This window comes from Helicobacter pullorum (genome assembly GCF_900638355.1).
In the GTDB taxonomy this organism is placed as follows: domain Bacteria; phylum Campylobacterota; class Campylobacteria; order Campylobacterales; family Helicobacteraceae; genus Helicobacter_D; species Helicobacter_D pullorum.
Genome location: NZ_LR134509.1, coordinates 769,742 through 788,126 on the forward strand (window position 1 = coordinate 769,742; position 18,385 = coordinate 788,126).

General features: G+C 35.8%; 12 protein-coding genes. 6 read left to right on the plus strand and 6 right to left on the minus strand.

All coding sequences use genetic code 11. The annotated features are described in order from the left end of the window. Positions 1 to 8: 8 nt before the first annotated feature. The gene (locus EL247_RS03895) at positions 9 to 2,186 is read left to right on the plus strand and encodes a carbon starvation CstA family protein (protein ID WP_054198487.1); all 2,178 of its coding nucleotides are present in this window, start codon (positions 9 to 11) and stop codon (positions 2,184 to 2,186) included. Further along, positions 2,183 to 2,389 carry a KCU-star family selenoprotein gene (kcuS, locus tag EL247_RS03900; protein WP_005022896.1) on the plus strand — a complete coding sequence of 69 codons (207 nt, stop codon included), beginning with the start codon at positions 2,183 to 2,185 and terminating at the stop codon, positions 2,387 to 2,389. The genes EL247_RS03895 and kcuS overlap by 4 nt, the downstream gene beginning before the upstream one ends. A gap of 44 nt (positions 2,390 to 2,433) precedes the next feature. Here kcuS and EL247_RS03905 read toward each other — a convergent pair whose 3' ends face one another. Genes EL247_RS03905 through EL247_RS03915 form a run of 3 tightly spaced genes read right to left on the minus strand, consistent with a single transcriptional unit; the run spans position 2,434 to position 7,873 of the window. Next, complete coding sequence (locus EL247_RS03905) at positions 2,434 to 3,693, minus strand: TolC family protein (protein WP_104745629.1); 1,260 nt, start codon at positions 3,691 to 3,693, stop codon at positions 2,434 to 2,436. Next, complete coding sequence (locus EL247_RS03910) at positions 3,683 to 6,808, minus strand: efflux RND transporter permease subunit (protein WP_104745628.1); 3,126 nt, start codon at positions 6,806 to 6,808, stop codon at positions 3,683 to 3,685. Before EL247_RS03910 ends, EL247_RS03905 begins: the two co-directional genes overlap by 11 nt. Next, positions 6,809 to 7,873 carry an efflux RND transporter periplasmic adaptor subunit gene (locus EL247_RS03915; RefSeq protein WP_065826503.1) on the minus strand — a complete coding sequence of 355 codons (1,065 nt, stop codon included), beginning with the start codon at positions 7,871 to 7,873 and terminating at the stop codon, positions 6,809 to 6,811. A gap of 134 nt (positions 7,874 to 8,007) precedes the next feature. Here EL247_RS03915 and EL247_RS03920 point away from each other — a divergent pair, with 134 nt between their 5' ends. From EL247_RS03920 to EL247_RS03930, 4 genes are all read left to right on the plus strand, one after another. Beyond that, the gene (locus tag EL247_RS03920) at positions 8,008 to 10,011 is read left to right on the plus strand and encodes an STT3 domain-containing protein (RefSeq protein WP_126442011.1); all 2,004 of its coding nucleotides are present in this window, start codon (positions 8,008 to 8,010) and stop codon (positions 10,009 to 10,011) included. 10 nt (positions 10,012 to 10,021) lie between these two features. Next, positions 10,022 to 10,495: a cyclic pyranopterin monophosphate synthase MoaC gene (gene moaC / locus EL247_RS03925; RefSeq protein WP_126442012.1), complete on the plus strand. Its 474-nt coding sequence runs from the start codon at positions 10,022 to 10,024 to the stop codon at positions 10,493 to 10,495. 6 nt (positions 10,496 to 10,501) lie between these two features. Next, positions 10,502 to 10,639 carry a hypothetical protein gene (locus EL247_RS08530; protein ID WP_172594049.1) on the plus strand — a complete coding sequence of 46 codons (138 nt, stop codon included), beginning with the start codon at positions 10,502 to 10,504 and terminating at the stop codon, positions 10,637 to 10,639. A gap of 157 nt (positions 10,640 to 10,796) precedes the next feature. Continuing rightward, positions 10,797 to 11,201 (plus strand): GlcG/HbpS family heme-binding protein, encoded by a 405-nt coding sequence (locus EL247_RS03930; RefSeq protein ID WP_232019782.1) that lies wholly within the window; start codon positions 10,797 to 10,799, stop codon positions 11,199 to 11,201. A gap of 32 nt (positions 11,202 to 11,233) precedes the next feature. On the opposite strand, the gene EL247_RS03935 is transcribed toward EL247_RS03930, so the two are convergent. Genes EL247_RS03935 through EL247_RS03945 form a run of 3 tightly spaced genes read right to left on the minus strand, consistent with a single transcriptional unit; the run spans position 11,234 to position 18,373 of the window. Beyond that, a complete protein-coding gene (locus tag EL247_RS03935) occupies positions 11,234 to 13,150 on the minus strand; it encodes an ATP-binding protein (RefSeq protein WP_126442014.1) in 1,917 nt (638 codons plus the stop codon). Continuing rightward, a complete protein-coding gene (locus EL247_RS03940) occupies positions 13,132 to 14,379 on the minus strand; it encodes an SIR2 family protein (RefSeq protein ID WP_126442015.1) in 1,248 nt (415 codons plus the stop codon). Before EL247_RS03940 ends, EL247_RS03935 begins: the two co-directional genes overlap by 19 nt. Positions 14,380 to 14,434: 55 nt before the next feature. Continuing rightward, entirely contained in the window at positions 14,435 to 18,373 is a 3,939-nt protein-coding gene (locus tag EL247_RS03945) for a type IIG restriction enzyme/methyltransferase (protein WP_126442016.1), read from the minus strand. Positions 18,374 to 18,385 lie beyond the last annotated feature (12 nt).

The window sequence follows — 18,385 nt, forward strand, 5'->3', positions numbered from 1 at the left end:
AGGTTATTTTGAATAAGTGGCTTATTCATTTGTTGTGGATAGTGGTGGCTTTTATAGGTGCATATTGTTTTGGAGTGCTTGCGCTTCATACAGGAGAGAGTATTAGTGCGATTTGGATCGTCGTAGCGGCAGTGTGTATCTATGCTATTGCCTATCGCTATTATTCCAAATACATCGCATACAAGGTCTTAGGACTTGATGACAATCGCGCCACCCCAGCAGTGGCTAATAATGACGGGCATGATTTCGTGCCTACCAACAAAATCGTGCTTTTTGGGCATCACTTCGCTGCTATCGCTGGAGCTGGTCCTCTTGTGGGTCCTATCCTTGCAGCACAAATGGGATATCTGCCCAGTATGATTTGGATTGTCGTGGGCGTGGTGCTCGCGGGTGCAGTGCATGATTTTACCGTGCTTTTTATCTCTATGCGTAGAGATGGTAAAAGTCTAGGAGAGATTATCAAACTTGAGCTTGGCAAAGGCGTGGGAAGTATCGCAATGCTTGGGATACTAGGCATTATGATGCTTATCATCGCTATTTTGGCACTTGTGGTGGTCAATGCCCTTGCAGAATCTCCTTGGGGACTTTTCACGATTGCGATGACTATTCCTATTGCGATTTATATGGGGATTCATATGCGGTTTTTGCGTCCGGGTAAGATCGGGGAAGCAAGCATTATTGGCTTTGTACTTTTGATTTTGGCGTTGTATTATGGGCGTGCTGTGGCAGAGAGTGAGACACTCGCACCACTTTTTACGCTAAGCCCTGTTACGCTTACTTATGTGATGATTGGCTATGGTTTTGTGGCAGCGATTTTGCCGGTGTGGTTTTTGCTCGCACCTAGAGATTATCTCAGCACATTCTTAAAAATCGGTGTGATTGTGCTTATGGCAGCTGGAATCCTCATCGTCGCACCTGATGTGCAGTTTGAGAGTGTAACGAAATTTATCGATGGTAGCGGACCTGTATTTAGCGGTAAGCTCTTTCCGTTTTTGTTTATAACCATCGCTTGTGGTGCGATAAGCGGATTCCATGCGCTTATCTCAAGTGGCACGACACCCAAAATGCTGGAGCGTGAATCTCATGCTCAAATGGTAGGTTATGGCTCGATGCTTATGGAATCTGCAGTGGCGATTATGGCACTTATTGCGGCGGTAATTCTCACACCGGGCTTGTATTTTTCTGTCAATGTTGCACCTGCTGCACTAGGAACGGCGGCGTTTTATGAAGGTGGTGTGCTAAAAGATGCAATTGGTGCAGCACAAGCAGCGGCACAGACGATTAGCTCTTGGGGATTTGTCATTACACCTGAGCAGATTCTAAACACAGCTAATGAGATTGGCGAAAATAGTATTTTGAGTAAAACCGGTGGTGCGCCTACCTTTGCTATTGGGTTAGCGACTATCATTTCACAGGTGCCTCTATTTTCTCAAGGCTCGATCGCGTTTTGGTATCATTTTGCGATTTTGTTTGAAGCATTATTCATACTTACAGCGGTTGATGCGGGGACTAGAGCAGGGCGATTTATGGTGCAAGATGTGCTAGGTAATGTGTATAAACCATTTGGCAATATCCACTCGATTTTTTATGGAATCTTGGCGACTTTGCTATGTGTGATTGGCTGGGGCTATATCCTTTATCAAGGTGTTACCGATCCACAAGGTGGGGTAAAATCACTTTGGACGCTCTTTGGGGTATCTAACCAAATGCTAGCGGGAATGGCATTGCTCACTGTGATTGTGGTGCTTTTCAAAATGGGTAAGGCAAAGCAGGCATGGATTGCTATTGTGCCAGCTATTTGGGTACTTGTAAGCACGCTTTATGCGGGGATTTTAAAACTACTTCCAGCAAATGGCGATAAACTCCATGATGCTGTAAGCCACATAGCACTTTGGCAAAACAACAAAGCAGCCGCAGCTTCCAAACTTGCCGAGGCAGCCGCACAAACAGATCCTCAAATTATTGCAAATCTCACAGCACAAGCAGAAAAATTAAGCTTAATTGCCAGCAATAACTTGCTGAATGCTATCTTGTGTGGATTCTTTATGTTTGTTACATTCTTAATCCTTGTGCAATGTGTAAGAATATGTTTAAAATGCGTGAATGGAGAACCAACTATACCACTTGCCGAAACCCCTTATGTAAAAGCAAGTGATTTTGATAGCAAAGTCGCTGTGAATCAATGATATTTTCTAAATTTTGGAGAGAGGTGCGGAGAATCTATCAACGCTCTGATAGATTCTTGCACTTGCTTGTGGGCATGCCTAGCTATGATAAGTATTTGGAGCATATGCACAAAAATCACCCCGATAAAATTCCCAAAAGCCAAAAAGAATTTTTCAAAGAGGCAATGGAAAGTAAATATGGGGCTGGAAGAACCAAATGCTGATAAGAAGGCAATCATAAGGTTTATGAATACAAAACTTCTTTAAGCTAATAATTAACCTGCTGTGTTTGCGTGATTCTTTCAATTTCTGCTAATGCTTGTAAGATTGCATAGCGGTTTAGGACAACATTACTTCTTGCTTGGGTTAAGAGATATTCTGCGTCTAAAAAATCACTGGTGCTTTGAATCCTTTCTTTGTATCTATTTTGTGAGATACGATAATTCTCTTCTGCTTGATTAAGTGCGGTAAGAGCGACTTTGTAGGCATTTAGTGAGAGATTATAAGTTTCTAATGCTTCAAAAAGTTGCAAATCAAGCTCTTCAATCAAATCGATTCTTTGACTTTCAAAGGATAGCTTATTAACTTTTGTGGATTCTAAGGTGTATTTATCGCTAAAACCATTGAATAAATTAAGATTGACTTGTAGGGTCAAAGTTGTTTCATCAGAATAAGAATTTGCCCTTTTGGAGAGTTTATAGTCTTCTCCATAATAAGTATAATCGCCTATAATATCGACATTGGGTAAAAAATTTCCTTTGGCACTTTGTATGAGATATTCTTTGCTTTTGATAATAGAATCCAAATAAAGCAATTCAGAGCGTTTTTGATGCATAAGTGCTCGGAGTTTTTGCTCTTCTAAAAGAGGTCTATGCAAGGCAAGTTCTATTAGATTTTCAGCCGAAATCTTTGTCCTTGTGTAACGCTCGAGATTTCTTATGTAGTAGGCTAGGTTGCTTTTGGCACTAAGTAGAGATTGAATGGCATTGTTGAGATTAACTTCAACCTCTAGCAAGTCATTTTTGGGTATTAAGCCAACTTTGTAGAATTCTGCACTTTCTCTTCTTTGTTCTTCCAAAAGTGCTTTAGATTGTTCGGCAACTATTACATTTTGTTTTTGACGCAAGATATTAATATAGGCTGTTTTTACAAGCAAAATAATATCTTCTTTGGTGGATTGCAATTGATGTTCTTGGGCTTTGGTGAGTGATTTGTAACTAGCAAGATTAAAATAATCGCTCATACCATTAAAAAGATTGTATTGTATATTTGCACCTATGTTTCCGGAAGTTTTTTTGCTTCTTTGGGAAGAGATTCTATTGGTTCTATCTGTGGAATAAACCGCATTAAGCGAAGGGTAAAATGGGCTTTGGTAGGTTTTTTGAATGTATTGACTTTCTTGGAGTAAAAATTCTTGTTCTTTAATGGTGTGATTTGCATTTAAGGTTAGATTGATTGCCTCTTGCAAACTAAGTGTATAGCCAAAGCCCAAAGTTAATGATAATGTAATAAAATATTTACGCAGCATTTTTTACCTCTTTTTTGATGAAAAATGATAAGAGACAAGGGATTAGAAAAATGGTTAAAAAAGTTGATAATCCTAATCCCCCTAAAATAACCGCCCCAAGCCCACGATAAATTTCACTTCCAGCTCCGGGTGCTATGACAAGTGGTAACATACCAAAAAGAGAAGTGAGTGTGCTCATATAAATAGGGCGGATTCTTACTTCCACGGCATTGATGATAGCATTATGATAATCCATTCCATACAAACGAATATTGTGTAATGATTGATAAACAATCAAAATAGCATTATTTACCACCGTTCCTACTAAAATAATAAATCCCAACATTGTAAGAACATCAAGGGGTTGATCTGTCAAAAGGGTATCAACTAGCCACAGTCCCAAAACTCCTCCTCCAACAGCCAAAGGAATAGTGAAAAGGATAATTAAAGGGTAGATAAAATCCTCATATAAAGCAGCCATTAAAAGATAAGTGATAAAAATTGCTAAGATAAATCCGCCTTGCAAGGCAGTGCGAATCTTGGTAAGCTGGTCAGCAGTCCCACTTAATGTGATTTTATTTTCTCCCAAAGCTCCACTGCTTTTTAATTTTTCTAGGATTTCACCCTCTATTTTTTCCATTGCTTCTTGGATAGTAATATCTTTTGGGGGATTGACTTGCAAAGAGATTGTCCTATCTCTTTCTAAATGGCGGATTTCATTGATTCCATATTCGAGTTTTTGGATAGCTAGGGAAGAGATAGGCAAAATCCCTCCATCTGGGGTGTAAATAGAGGCAAAATAAAGTTCTTCTGGGGAGGTAATTTGAGATTCTTGAGCTTTTAAAATCAAGTCAATTTTTTCTCTTCCTTCTTCTTTGTATTCGGAGATTTTTCGCCCATCCATTAGCACATCAACAGCGATTCCAAAGCTTTTTGCATCTAATCCCACTGCTTTTAGTCGTTCTGCATTGGGGTATAAGTTGAGTTCTGGATAAAGCATTTCTAAGCTTGGGCGAGGAGAGATTTGCACTCCATTGCCAAAGGTTTCAAAGATAATGCGTTGGAGTTCTAATGCAGTAACGATAATTTTTTCTAAATCCTGCCCGCTAACATCTACATCAATGCTTCTTCCTTGCCCTCCGCGTCTTTCAAAAATGCCTTGTTGGGAAGAGTTACCTGTGATTCCGGGTATTTTGGAGATACATTCCTTAGCAAGCGGGATTAACTCACTTGCACGAGTGTCTTGCGTGGAACGCATACCAAACTGCATAGCAGTTTCACTCCCTAGATAAAACATATTGTCAATTGGGGGTAAAGTAGAGCTTCCATTATAGCCATTAGAGGCAAAGTATGGGCTAAGACAAGTAAAGATTTCTTCACCGATTTTTTTGCGTTCATTATAAGAAAGCCCCGGTGGGGGATTAAGAGAGCTAAAAACAAAATTTTGATTGCCTTGTGGGAGGTATTCCATTTTGGGGAATAAAAAATAACTAAAAGCAATAGATATGCAAGTTAGGCTAGTAATAGTTAGAATCTTGTTTTTGGTGCTTTGCATGGAAAGTTGGACAAAATACATTATCCACTGGACGCAAAGATTCCCTAAATCTACCATTTTTTGTGAGATTTTTGAGAAAATGGGAATGGGTTTGATTTTGAGATTTGGAGTGATTTTATGGACTTGGTAGCTAAGAGTTGGAATAACAATCAAAGAAACAAACAAAGAAAGCCCAACAGCACTACTTGAAGCTAGTGCAATATCTCTAAAGAGTTGCCCCGCTTCTTCTTGCATATTGATAATAGGGATAAAGATTGCCACAGTGGTTAAAACCGAAGCAATAAGCCCCCCGATGACTTCTGTTGTGCCATCTTTTACGGCTTGTATTGGAGATTTTTTCATTTTTAAATGTCTGTCAATGTTTTCTAAAACGACAATTGCAGAATCCACAAGCATACCTACTGCAAAGGAAATACCTGCTAATGAAACTACATTTAGCGTTCTATCAAGTCCTGCCATAATAATGAAAGTTCCAAACACGCTAAGAGGCATAGAAACTGCAATAATTAGCGTAGAAGTAAGTGAGCGTAAAAAAATAAATAAAATCCCACAAGCCAAAAATGCACCAACAATAATATTGCCTTTGACTAAATCAATAGCTTGCGCAATATAGCCTCTTTGATCATTAACCCATTCTAATTTTAAACCCTCTTTTTTGAGGATTCCTTCATTTAATTCTTGGAATACAAGCTCTACCTTATCGGTTAATTCAAGCACATTGGCATCAGCAGTTGGCTTGATGAAAATATTGAGTGCTTCTTGACCATTATAAGTAGAAGCAGTGGTTTTATTTTCAAATCCTTCCTTAACTTGTGCAATATCTTTGATTTTTACTCGTTTTACTCCATCGCTCCAAATAATTGTTTCTGCTACCATTTGGGGAGTTTTGTATTCTGCGGTAGTGCGGACACGATAGGATTTTCTACCATAATTCATTGTTCCAGCAGAAATATTGATATTTTCTCTCTCAAGTGCATTAATAATAGTATCAATACTCAAATCATAAGCGGCTAATTTTTGGTAATCCAAAATAATGTGCATTTGCCTATCATCGCCGCTTGGGAAATTTACTTCTGCTACGCCCTCGATTCGTTCAAAATATTGAATCACCTTTTCATTGAAAAAAGTCCGATATTCTCGCACATTTTTGCTATCGCTCACAAGTGCCATTCGCACACTAGGGGAAGTATCATCTCCAGTGGCTCGGATAATAGGTCTATCCATATCATCAGGATAGCCTTTGACTTCATCAAGCTTATTGCTGACATCTAAGAGGGCTTCAGTGAGATTTGTGCCGATATTAAACTCTAAAGTAATATTACCTCGATTGTTTCTTGAACGAGATTCCAAAGAAATGAGATTGTCAATGCCTTTTAGGACTTGTTCTTGTCTTTCGATAATTTCGCGTTCAATTTCATAAGGGGTTGCACCATTCCATGTAGTTGAGATTGAAATCACAGGACGCGTAACTTTTGGTGTAAGTTGATAGGGCATACTTAAAAGACTTAAAATTCCAAATAAAGTTACAAGAATCATACCCACAATAATAACAACAGGGCGATTAATGAGTTTTTCAATCATTTATTTTGCCTTAGAATCTTTGGGGTTTGTAGAATCTGTGGATTCTGTGATAAGCTGTCCATCTCTTAGTCGTTCATGCCCTTGAGTGATAACTCTATCTTGACTAGAGAGCTTGCTATTAAGCGGAGTGATAGAAGCATCAAAACCATTATAACCATTGACTTTGATGAAGATTTGTTTGGCTTTATTATTTTCAATAATAAAAATGCAATCCCCTTTTTGGGTAGGCAAAATAGAATCTCTTGGCACCAAAAGGCTTTCTTTGGATTTAGTGATATTGAGATTAGCTCGCACTTCTAGCCCTTCGATTAATTCCCCCTTTTTGTCTTCAATAGAAAGTTTAATGGGGAAAGTCCTAGCTTTTGCATCACCTAATGGAATGAGTGCTAGAATCTTGGCTGGATAGTTTTTATTGGCAATCACAACTTGCACAACTTCACCGATTTCCAAAGAACGCAAAATCTCAAAAGGCACTTCAATATTGGCTTCAAGAGGGCTAAGTTTGGCGATGTTAAAAATACTCGCTCCGCTACTCACCCATTCGCCTTGTTTGAGTAATCTTTGCAAAATTACGCCATCATAAGGGGCAATGAGAGTTTTTTTCTTTTGCTGTGTTTTGAGGTATTCTAAATCCGCTGCAATCGAATCTGTATTGCCCTTTTGGGCTTGTAAATCAAAAAGTGCATCTTCGTATTCTTTGTAAGCAATAGAATCGCTTTGATAAAGATTTTTGTATCTTTCAAAATCTTTGGTGCTTTTTTGCAAAAGTGCTTTGGCTTGTTTGAGGAGAGAATCTTTGGCTTTGATTTCTTTTGTAAGCAAGTCATCATTGAGTTTGGCAAGAGCTTGCCCTTGCTTGACTTTATCGCCCTCATAAACATAAATTTCATCAATCACTCCAGAAACTTCAGAGGCAAGTGAAGCGCGCTCGCTAAAATAAAGTGAGCCAACATAGGTGTGATTTTGATTTAAAATTCCACTTTTGATAGGTTGTGAGACAACAAGGGTTGGATTTTGAGAAAAAGCCAATAAAGGCATAAAAAGCAAGCATAGAAATCGATACATAACAAACCTTAAAATTTGAAAATAATTCCCAAAATAGTAGCATAAATGTGTTAAGTTTTTGTGAATTGATGACTATGGATTTTTTTGCTTAGAGGAGATTTTGGATACAATTTGATAAAAAATAAGGGCATTGATTGCAAAAGAAAAATTGGTTGTTGATAGCGGTATTTGTTTATTTAATAGCGATATTGTTGCGTTTTTATTATCCTTTTGTGTTGGGGGAATTTGAGGAATATTTTTATCATAATGTTTTATTGTTAAATACTAATGATGGATATTTTTATGCACAGGGTGCAAGGGATATTTTAGCAGGGGTTAAATCCACTTTTTATTCTCCAACGCATGAGATACTTTCGCAAATAAGTGCTTTTTTGGCTTTGATTTTGCCTTTTAGCTTGGAGCAAATTATTTTTTATATGCCCGGATTTTTTGGGAGTTTGATTGTATTTTTTGTCGTTTTTGTTTCAAGGGATTTTGGAGGTATTCCGAGTTTTTTGTGTGGAATTTTAAGTGCCATTAGTGTGAGTTATTATAATCGCACCATGTTTGGGTATTATGATACAGATATGCTAGTGATTGTTTTGGCTTTTGGTGTGGGGGTTGTGATTGTAGAATTAATGCGTAAAATTAGCTTTTTTGGGCTAGTTTTGCTGATTTTATTAAGTGGGTTTGGGCTTGTTTATTACCCTTCAATGCGTTATATTTTTGTTGGGTATGTTGGGATTTTGGTAATATTTGGCATTTTTGATAGAAATATTAGAGTGGTTAATGGGTGCTTATTGTCGGTGCTTTTGGGATTTTTATTGTTTTCTACCCATTTTGTTTTTTGGCTATTTTTATGTTTTTGTGGTGTAATGATAAAATTTATTCAAAGGCTTGATAGAAGAATCTTTGATTTTGTTTATTGTTTGCTTTTAGTCATCTTTTGTGGGATATTAGCTTTTAGGGTAGTGCCAGAAATTTTTGCAAGTGTTTATGTGGCACAAGATTCAAAAGAAATTGTGGGATTTGGTTATGCTTCTGTAATGGGGACAATTTCTGAAGTATCAAAAATAGATTTTTGGAATTTTGTTTATCGGATTAGCGGGAATCTTTTGTGGTTTGTTTTGGGAAGTGTGGGGATTATTCTTTTGTTTTTGAAGAAGAAGGAATTTTGGATATTTTTGCCTTTTTTGATAATGGGATTTTTTGGTTATTTTGGTGGATTGCGATTTACTTTTTATGCAGTTGTGGTTTATGCTTTGGGAATAGGGTATTTGCTGTGCTTTTTGCTAGATATTTTTAAAAGAAAAATAAAATGGGCTGTGCTTTTTGGTGTTGTTTTTGTGTGTGGTAGCGTATTCCCGCATTTGTGGCATATTAAAAACTATATAATTCCCCCTATATTAGAAAATTCTGAAGCCAAAGCATTGCAAGAAATTCCTGCAAAATATGGAGATTATGCACTTGCTTGGTGGGATTATGGTTATTTTGTGCGTTATTTTGCACGATTAAATACTTTTGTAGATGGTGGGATTCATAGTGGGAAGCAAAATTATCCCATTAGTTTTGTTTTGAGTGCTAAAAACCAAAAGCAAAGTTACAATATGGCAAAGCTCACTTTTAATCACATTGAATTTGAAGATTTTGCTAAAAGTCATCAGTATTCACAAAGCAAAGCCTTAGAGGCATTAAAAGGGGATATTGATTGTGTAGGAAAAAGAAGCGAGGATTTGTATATTATTTTGCCTTTAAGAATGGTTAGAATCTTTTCTACGATAATGCAGTTTAGCCAGCCAAAAGGCGAAATAAATCAAGGTTTATTGATGGTTTCTAAAACAAAAAGCAAAGATAAAATAATATTTCAAGATAATGTATTTGTGGATATCAAAAAGGGGAAAGTTGGGATTTTAAATCAAGAGATTTCTTTGAATATTGCAAAAATGATTGATTTAAAAGATTCTAGCAAGAATTTAGAATTTGATAAAAATAGCTCTTTGGTGGTATTAATGCTTGGTGGTGGCGATTATATTTTGTGTGATAAAGAATATTTGGAGACTTTTTATTTTCGAGGTATGTTTTTGGATAATTTAGATTCAAATTTATTTGAAAAAGTGTTAAAAAATGAGAAAATAGCGATTTATAAACTCAAACAATAAAGGAAAAAGAATGCAATTTACACATTTAGATGAAAAGAAGAATCCTACTATGGTAGATGTTTCAAACAAAGAAATGACAAATAGAGAAGCAATAGCTATGGGTAAAATTACGATGTCTAGGGAGGCATTTTTGGCTGTAATCAATGAAAATGGCAAAAAAGGGGCGGTGATTCAAACTGCAATTACTGCTGCGATTATGGGTGCAAAGAGGACTTCAGAGCTTATTCCTATGTGCCATTTAATCTATCTTACTTCTGTGAAATGCGAGATTCAAGAAATCGAAAATGAAAATGCCTTTGTGTTGCAGGTGAGGGCAAAAAGCAATGGACAAACAGGGGTAGAAATGGAAGCATTAATGGGGGTAAATATAGGACTTTTGACGATTTATGATATGGTAAAGGCAATTGATAAAAGAATGGTAATTAGCGAAGTATGTTTGTTAGAAAAACAAGGGGGCAAAAGCGGACATTTTGTGCGTGAGTGATTTGGAATGCTAAAAAGAGTGTGGAAAATCTCTCATAAACTCACAAAACAAAGCGCAATAAATATCTGTGCTTTGTGTAGAATCTTGGTGCTAGGGGTAAAGGTGTTTGCAATGCTTGTGAAAATCCATAAGAATCTTGTATGATGCTATAAATGTGGAGTTTGGCATAGGAAATTTATATTTTAGTTGATATGCGAAACTTTTTATTAATTTAGAGTTTAAAGGAGATAAAATGTTTAAAAAACTTTTGTTGATTGCAGGTTTGTGTGCCTCGTAAATATCTGCAGATTCTTTTGTCCAAGTGCCTGTATTGTCTAATGAGGCGGTGCAAGGAATCTTGCAAAAAGCAAGTGCATTTGCCAAAGAACGCAATCATAAAGTAACTATAACAATCGTAGATAGGTCGGGTCAAGTTTTGGCTGTTTTTAGGGATTATAATGCTGGTGTGCATACTTTGCGTGCTAGTTATAAGAAAGCCTATACGGCTAATTCTCAAAAGAAAGAAACTGCTAATATTGCAAAGGGGATTAGAGAGGGTAAGATTCCTGAATATTTGAAGTTTTTGGATGAAAATTTTTTGTTTTTAGATGGGGGTGTGCCTATCGTTGTTAATGGTGTCGTGGTCGGTGGTATCGGTGTCGGTGGTGCGCACGGCTTTGAAGATATTGCTGTTGCAAAGGCGGGATTAGAGTTTTTGAATAAATAATTTTTGCTATCTAGCCAAAGGCTAGTTTGGCATTATGGAGTTTTTTTGTTAGGATGTTGATTTTTATGATACCATTCTTGGCTGATTTTACAATTGCTACTATTTGGCTCTGGATCAGCTTTTTGAATTTTGATATGCATCGGCATAGGAACAAAATCACCAAATACAAGCGCCTCTCCAGCGACAGACTGTTTGATCTTGCTTACAAAATCTTCAGAAAAATATGGAAGAACAGCGTTGATATGTCGCATATCGTTTTCATTTTGGATTCTGTGGATAATGAAGTTTGCACATTGTGAGAGAACGGTTTCTGAGAGTTCTGAGGGTCTTTGAGAAGAAATGAGTAGATAAAGAGAATACTTTCTCCCCTCTCTTGCAATCCGCTCAAACACATTGTCTTTTAGCAAGTATTTTTGATCTTTTTTGATATATCTATGAGCCTCATCTAAAACAAGATGTACAGGGTTTTTTCGTCGATTTTCCCCTTCTTGTTTTTTTCGATACTCAAAAACTAGCCTTGCAATTACGCTTGTAAGCGTTTCTAAGGTATCCTTGCTTAATTCGCTTGTATCGATAATAATGAGCTGAGATTGTCCCCATAAGTAGTCAAGATATTTGCTTGTATCTTTAATGTCGTTACTTCCCATTTCACACATAAAAGAACATTCTGGGTTACTGATAAAATAGTCGAGTCGAGTTAGCATTGTTCCTACATGGGCACGAGTTGTTTTATTTCCTTTTGTTTCTTCATCTAAAAGAACCATTTCTGTTGCATTTTGAAGAAAGGTATAATCAAAAAATTCTTCATCATCACCTCTGTATTTAAAGATTTCATCTAGTTCATCAAAAATAATCTGTTTTTTAATTTCCTTGAGAACATTAAGTATTTCTTTGTCTTTCACACCATAGTGTAGATTACATTTCTGCAAAAGTTCGTCCGCATCTTTTAATAAGCTTTGTGCCTGTTTGCTATTTTGAATTGTCATTCTGACAATGTCTTTAATTTTGAAAATTACAGAAGTCAAAGTTGTGATTTTTGAAGTATCTACTTCTGTTTGTATCAAAATATTGTGAGCAAATGAGTAAAGTCTATATCTTAGATAATTAATGCATTTTTCTTGTTCAATATTCTGTGTCGATGTTGAAATTTTATAAAATCTATATGCTTCTTGTAACACCTTTTCCCAAAATGGTTTTTGTGTAGCATCAGTAGCCATTAAAAAAGCACACCATTCATCAAGAGAAAGTAAGAAGTGTGGCATATAAAATGGTTCAACACCATTCTCACTCTCTTTAATATTGGGCTTAAATAGTTTAACTCCAACACCTTCAAGCTTTGAAAATGCCTGACTATATTCCCCATTTACATCAAATATAATAATTTTTGATTTGTTTGCTGGTTGGTTTTTTCTATAAACTTCCTGAAGTAAATGAGCAATAGTATTGGATTTGCCACTTCCAGAATTACCCAAAACAGCAGAATGAATGCCAAAAAACTTATCTATTTGAATAGAGATAGGATGGTTGATGTGATTTTTGCTAATACCCAAATAAACTTTCTCGCTTATTGCCTCACCTTCTTGTGTGGACATAAGAATTTTTTCTAAATCTTTGCCAGTTAATAGACTTACATCACTATATAAGCTAGGATATACACCTATACCAAGAGTAAAATTTTCATTCTTATATATACCTATGGGTTTTAATAATAGTTCTCGATTACTGTTGAGATTGAAATTTTGTTCAGTATCTTGTTTATCGGTATCAAAGATTGCAATTACTTCGCAAATAATTTCCTCACCTAGTGGATTTGATGTTTTGAGATAGCTTCCAATATTCCCAAAATAATATATTTCACCTTGAATATTAAGTGCACCACCTCTAACATTGGAAAAGATTTTTACCCTAAATTGATTGAATTGAATAGATACTATTTTTCCAACAAGCATTCTTGTTCCCCCATTTCTCTTTTTAGCATTTCTAGAAATTTTTTATTAATTTTACTTTCATCGTCTTGCTTTGGGTCTGGAATAAGCTCTTGGGTAAAATAATCAAAGTAATGTATTTTTTTGCTTTCATATTCTCCATAAATGACATATATCCTCTTGTCATTGATTCTAAAAAGCGGAATCTTTTCAAGTTTATTCTTGTCTGCAAAAATAACAATAGAGAGCGAATTATTGGAAGCAAGGGCTCTGTAAATAATAGTATTGATATGCTCATCGCTAAAGCTATATCCAATAATAAAGAGGACACTATTTGGGAGTGATAATTTTTTCTGAAATTCTCTAATAAGGTCAGTATAGGGAGATGTAAGGCTCTTGCCTTCTTTAAGTGGGGTTGGATAAATCAAGAGAGTTTTTTCTGGCTTTTGCTCTCCTGATTTGAGATAAATTTCTTCTATATCAAAAAAAGAGTTATGGTTTGTAGTTTCTACCCAATTTATTGAGCCGTGCAATTTATAGAGATAAATCATATGATTAATGGGCTCATATTTTTCAATCCCTTCATCCATTTTCTTTGCATAAATGTATTCAAATCTTGCAGGATTGAAGCTACGCTTAAGCCCACCTCCAAAGCCATTATTGTAATCAATATTGAGATAATCTAAAACATACTCATTAAATAAATCATTATTTGTTGTAAAAACATTGACCCTATTTAAGTCTTTATTGCGATAAGTAACCTTTTTGTAAAATTTCATATAGTTTTTAAAAACTTCTTTTTGAGCATCACTTCCACAATTAATGCCAATTTCAATATTAATTTTTTTAAAAATAATTTCTTCAATTTTTTCAATCAAGCTTTTCAAAGTGTTAAATTCACTACTATCTTTATATTGTGGATTGTTTTTAAGATATGTTTTTCCAGAATAGAGTATTTCCAAAATTTCTTCTAAGTTTCTCTCTTTAATTTTCTCAAAAATCTTTTTTTCACCTTCGTTTAATTTTTCGACAACACACTTTTGTAACTCTTTCATAGTTGGAATTGCACCATTGCTTGTTCCAGCACCAAAAAGAAAATTTACATTTTTGATATTAAATAAATCAAAAAGAACTGCCTTGATCTTATCTTTATTATCTTTATTACTTAATAAGTCTTCGGCACCTTGAAAGCAATGAATAGTGGTAGCTTGGGATTCATTTTCTTGTGCTTTATTGTCTGCTTGATTACTCATATTTCCTCCATTTGTATTTTTAAGTTTATTGTAAAATATTCATATATAATTCTAACTATTCCTTCCCCTCTATGATTTTTATTTCATCTTCATTTAGATTGTAGAGTTTATAGACTAGAGAATCTATGTGAGATTCTAGCTCTTTGGTGTCTGTGGTGGGGTCTTTGGCTTTGGAATCTAAGATTTGCTCTACTAGGCTTATTATCTCATCGCTTAGGGCTTTGTTTGTAGAATCTATTTTGGGAATAGGGAATTTTTCTACATATTGATTTGAAAGCAAAAAGCCTTTATCGGAATATAAATGTCCTATATTTTTGAAATAATAAAAGATTAATTTAGAATTTAAAAAACCTAAAAGATAGACTAAATCTTTTTTATCCCCTGTTAAAAAAGCCATAGAATCTAACAAAATATACTCTTTTTCTAAAATAAAACTAGGTTCTTGTGTAACTCTTTGCCAAGAAATCTTTTCTTTTTCAAAATGACTTAAATATTCATCTGTGGGATTGTTATCTAATTCTAGCCAATGGTGTTGCCCTGTGTATGGTTTTTTATCTGTTGCTGGTTTGTTGGTGCATTGTCCCCTTTTCTCTAGCTTATCTTTGTATTGCAAAAGGTGATTATAGATTGCGGGATAATCTTTTTGTAAAAACTTATGGCTTCCAAATTTTGCGATTATAAGCCACAATCCCACCCATTCATAGCTGTAGCGTTTGATGTCTCTACCGCGTAGCATTTTTTTGATGAGTTTGCTTGTGCGTGTTTTCTCGCTTTTATCCTTGCAATTGTTTAGAATCTCCTCTCTTTTTGCACTATCTATGATAAAGGCTTCGTTGTAGCCTGTTTTGATTCCATAGTTTATGGAGATGTCCCATTCTTTTAGCGGTGTGCCAAGGCTTTCTATCTTTGCCTTTAGGGCTTGGTTTGCTTGGTCTTGGAATATAAAAGAATCTTTGCTTAGACTGCTTTGGTGTATGGGCTGTGCGTGTAGCTCATCTGTATCTAGGCTAGGCTGTGTAGGTGCTAGGTAGTCAAAGCTAGATTCTAGGCTTGGCGGTGTCTTTGTAAAAGTGATGATACTTGTATCCACGGTGGCAGAATCAAAGACTTTTAAGCCATTTAGGTCAATGTAGTGTAGAATCTGTGTGTTTGCTAGGATAAATGCTCTCAAGGGTTCGCCATAGCCTGCACGCGTGTATTTGTTGCTCGTGATAAAAGATAGGAGTGCCTTTGGCTTTAGAATCTTGTAGCCTTGCTCAAAAAAGTAGGTGTAAATATCGCTCGTGCCTTTGTAGATACTAAAGGCTTTTTGGAGATGTGGCTTTAGGTGCTTTATCTCTTCTTGGCGGATATAAGGTGGATTGCCGATGACTAAATCAAAGCCCAAAAAATCGCCATTGTTATCTAGCACTTCTGGGAATGCAAACCGCCATTCAAAGCTTTGGCTAGTGCGAATCTTTTCTAGCGATTCAAAATCATTGTGAATAGATTCTAGGAGTTTTTGCCCTTTTGGGTCAAGCTTCCTTGGCTCTAGGTTTTCCAAATCTGGCTGGAATCTAAAATTTTGCTTTCGTGTGATTCTTAGCATTTCCATACCAAAAGGCGTTTCCATATCAAACGCAGAATCTCCATAAATGCTTACAAACTCTCCAAGATTCTTTTTGAGATTTTTATAATCTTTCATTGTTGTTAAAAGTGTGCTTTTAAAAAGCTCTTTGATGTTTTCAATGGTATTTATGAGTTCTTTTTTATCTTTTAGTGCTTCTTTGTAGGCATTTACGCTTTCTTTGTAGATTTTGATTTGTTTTTTGAAGTTGTTTGCAAATCCTGTGTCTTGTGCCATAAGCCACTTTAGCGTATTTTCACGCGGTTTTCCTTGAGAATTATTTTCATTGACTTCAAAGTAACTTATAAGGCTATTGCCGCATTTTATGTTGATGTCTATGTTTGGGAGAGTTTGGAGGGCGTGAATGCTTTTGTCAAGGCTTGAATCTAGTGTGTAGTAGCTGTGCTTTAGGAGTTCTATCCACAGGCGAAGTCTAGCGATTTCACAAGAATTTGGGTTTATATCCACGCCAAAAAGGCAGGATTCTATGATTTGCTTTTTGAGTGTAAAGAGTTCTTTTTGGATTTTGTGGTTTGGGTCTTGCTCTGTGGTGGGGCGTTTGTATTCTATGATTTCAAAGCGGGAGTTTCTTACAAAAATCTCATCATTTTGGATTTCAAGCATAATGTTGCCCAAAAGATTGAGTTTGCTAAAGATTTCTAGCATTACATTAAGTGCGGTTGCTAGGAAATATCCACTTCCTACTGCGGGATCACAGATTTTTATACTTAGTAGGATTTCTCTTGCTTGTTTGATGATTTCATCTTTTTGGCTTAGGTTTTGTTTTATTTTTATAAATAGGAGATTGGAGAGAGATTCTAGGCTTTTTTCATCTGAATCTAAAAAGGCGTTAAATTTGTCAAGGACGACTTTTTCTAGGGATTGCTTACACATATAGTAAGTGATGTAAGCTGGGGTGTAGTAGCTCCCCTCTTTGTAGCCATTTAGCCGCTCAAACACGCTGCCTAATACGCTATAGTTTATCAAATCTTTGTGAGTGATAGAGTGCTCTTCATCGGTGCTAATATGCCCAAAGTCAAAGCTGTTTAGAAAAGTAAAAAGGTATTCTAAAAGCTTGACTTCACCAGATTTTGGTTTGTAGTTTGTGTCTTTGATTTGCGTGTTTTTGTAGTATTTTAGTGTTAGGTCGTTGTTTAGCTGTGAGATTTGGAGTGTGTTTTCTATTGGCTGTTTTTGGAAAAGCGATGAATTGAGATAGGGTAGGTAGGTAAAGGGGCTTTTTTTGTTTCTTTGTGTGTAGTCCTTTGCCAAAATTTCAAAAAATAGCTCACTTAGTTTGTCAAAGCTGTCTATTTTATCGTAATTAAGGAATTTGAGTGTGGTGTCGTTGTTAAAACGCACGAGATTGGATTCGATTAGTTTTAGGAATAGGATTCTATTTAGCCATAAAATAATGTATTGTATGATGTCTTCAAAGTCTTTGTTTGTAAGCTTGGATTTGATTGCATAAAATAATGTGCCTTCACTAGCTTGGCTTTCTCTGCTTTCTTGGATTATGGCTTTGCCATTTTGGGTGGATTGGGTCAAGCCTAAAATGTATAAAAGCTCATCGTAGAATTTTTTGTTTAAGTCATTAGCATCGTTTGGATTAAAGCAATCAAGCAAAAAGTCTTTGTTAAAGATTTTGAAACTTGTTAGGAATGCGGGGTTGTCTTGTGATTCTTTTGATTCTGTGGATTGTGGTGCTAAAAGTGGTGTGAGATCCCAAAATAAGCCATTTAAACTCACTTCATTAGAATCTAAGCTAGAATTAAAGCTAGTTTGCAAGGATTGTGCGTATTGGGGAGAATCTAAAAGGGATTTGGCTTCTTTGTAGAATTCATCGGTATTGCCTTTGAGAAGGGAGTTTGGGTTTTGGAAGTTTTCAAAAAGCTTTTGGAATTCTTTGTTTTTGTGAAATAACTTTTCAAAGTCTTTTGCAGAGAAAATGTAAAAATGATAGCAATCAGTAATGATGATAAACTTTAGCGATGAATTGGCGTTTTTGCGTTCTCTTAAGTAGTATAAAATGCACTCGTGCAGAGCTTTGCAGTTGGGATTGTTTGGGGTGAAAAAATCGTTTGAATTGGGTTTTTTGACTTCAAAGATTACTTCTATAGTGTCGTTTTGTGTGATAGCTAGATCAATTTCGCTTTTGCCTTTTTGCTTGGCTTTTACTTGTGTGGTGAATCCTAGGGATTCTAAAAATGGCTTAAGTGCGTTTGCGACAAGGGCATCTTCATTTTGGTTTTGGTTTTTAAGGAGATTTTGGCGGTAAGATTCTAGGGATTGTAGGAAGTTTTGGTAAGTGTTATCTAAAATCGGTGCTTTGGCATAAAAGGGATTTAAAAAATCTTTGTAACTTAGGGCGTTGAATCTAAAAGACATTGTGTTTCCTTG

Bases quoted from the DNA above. Each gene is read 5' to 3' on its own strand.
- EL247_RS03940 (WP_126442015.1), bottom strand. From the start codon at position 14,379: ATGAGTAATCAAGCAGACAATAAAGCACAAGAAAATGAATCCCAAGCT.
- EL247_RS03910 (WP_104745628.1), bottom strand. From the start codon at position 6,808: ATGATTGAAAAACTCATTAATCGCCCTGTTGTTATTATTGTGGGTATG.
- EL247_RS03935 (WP_126442014.1), bottom strand. From the start codon at position 13,150: ATGCTTGTTGGAAAAATAGTATCTATTCAATTCAATCAATTTAGGGTA.
- EL247_RS03915 (WP_065826503.1), bottom strand. From the start codon at position 7,873: ATGTATCGATTTCTATGCTTGCTTTTTATGCCTTTATTGGCTTTTTCT.
- EL247_RS08530 (WP_172594049.1), top strand. From the start codon at position 10,502: ATGCTAAAAAGAGTGTGGAAAATCTCTCATAAACTCACAAAACAAAGC.
- EL247_RS03945 (WP_126442016.1), bottom strand. From the start codon at position 18,373: ATGTCTTTTAGATTCAACGCCCTAAGTTACAAAGATTTTTTAAATCCC.
- moaC (WP_126442012.1), top strand. From the start codon at position 10,022: ATGCAATTTACACATTTAGATGAAAAGAAGAATCCTACTATGGTAGAT.
- kcuS (WP_005022896.1), top strand. From the start codon at position 2,183: ATGATATTTTCTAAATTTTGGAGAGAGGTGCGGAGAATCTATCAACGC.
- EL247_RS03905 (WP_104745629.1), bottom strand. From the start codon at position 3,693: ATGCTGCGTAAATATTTTATTACATTATCATTAACTTTGGGCTTTGGC.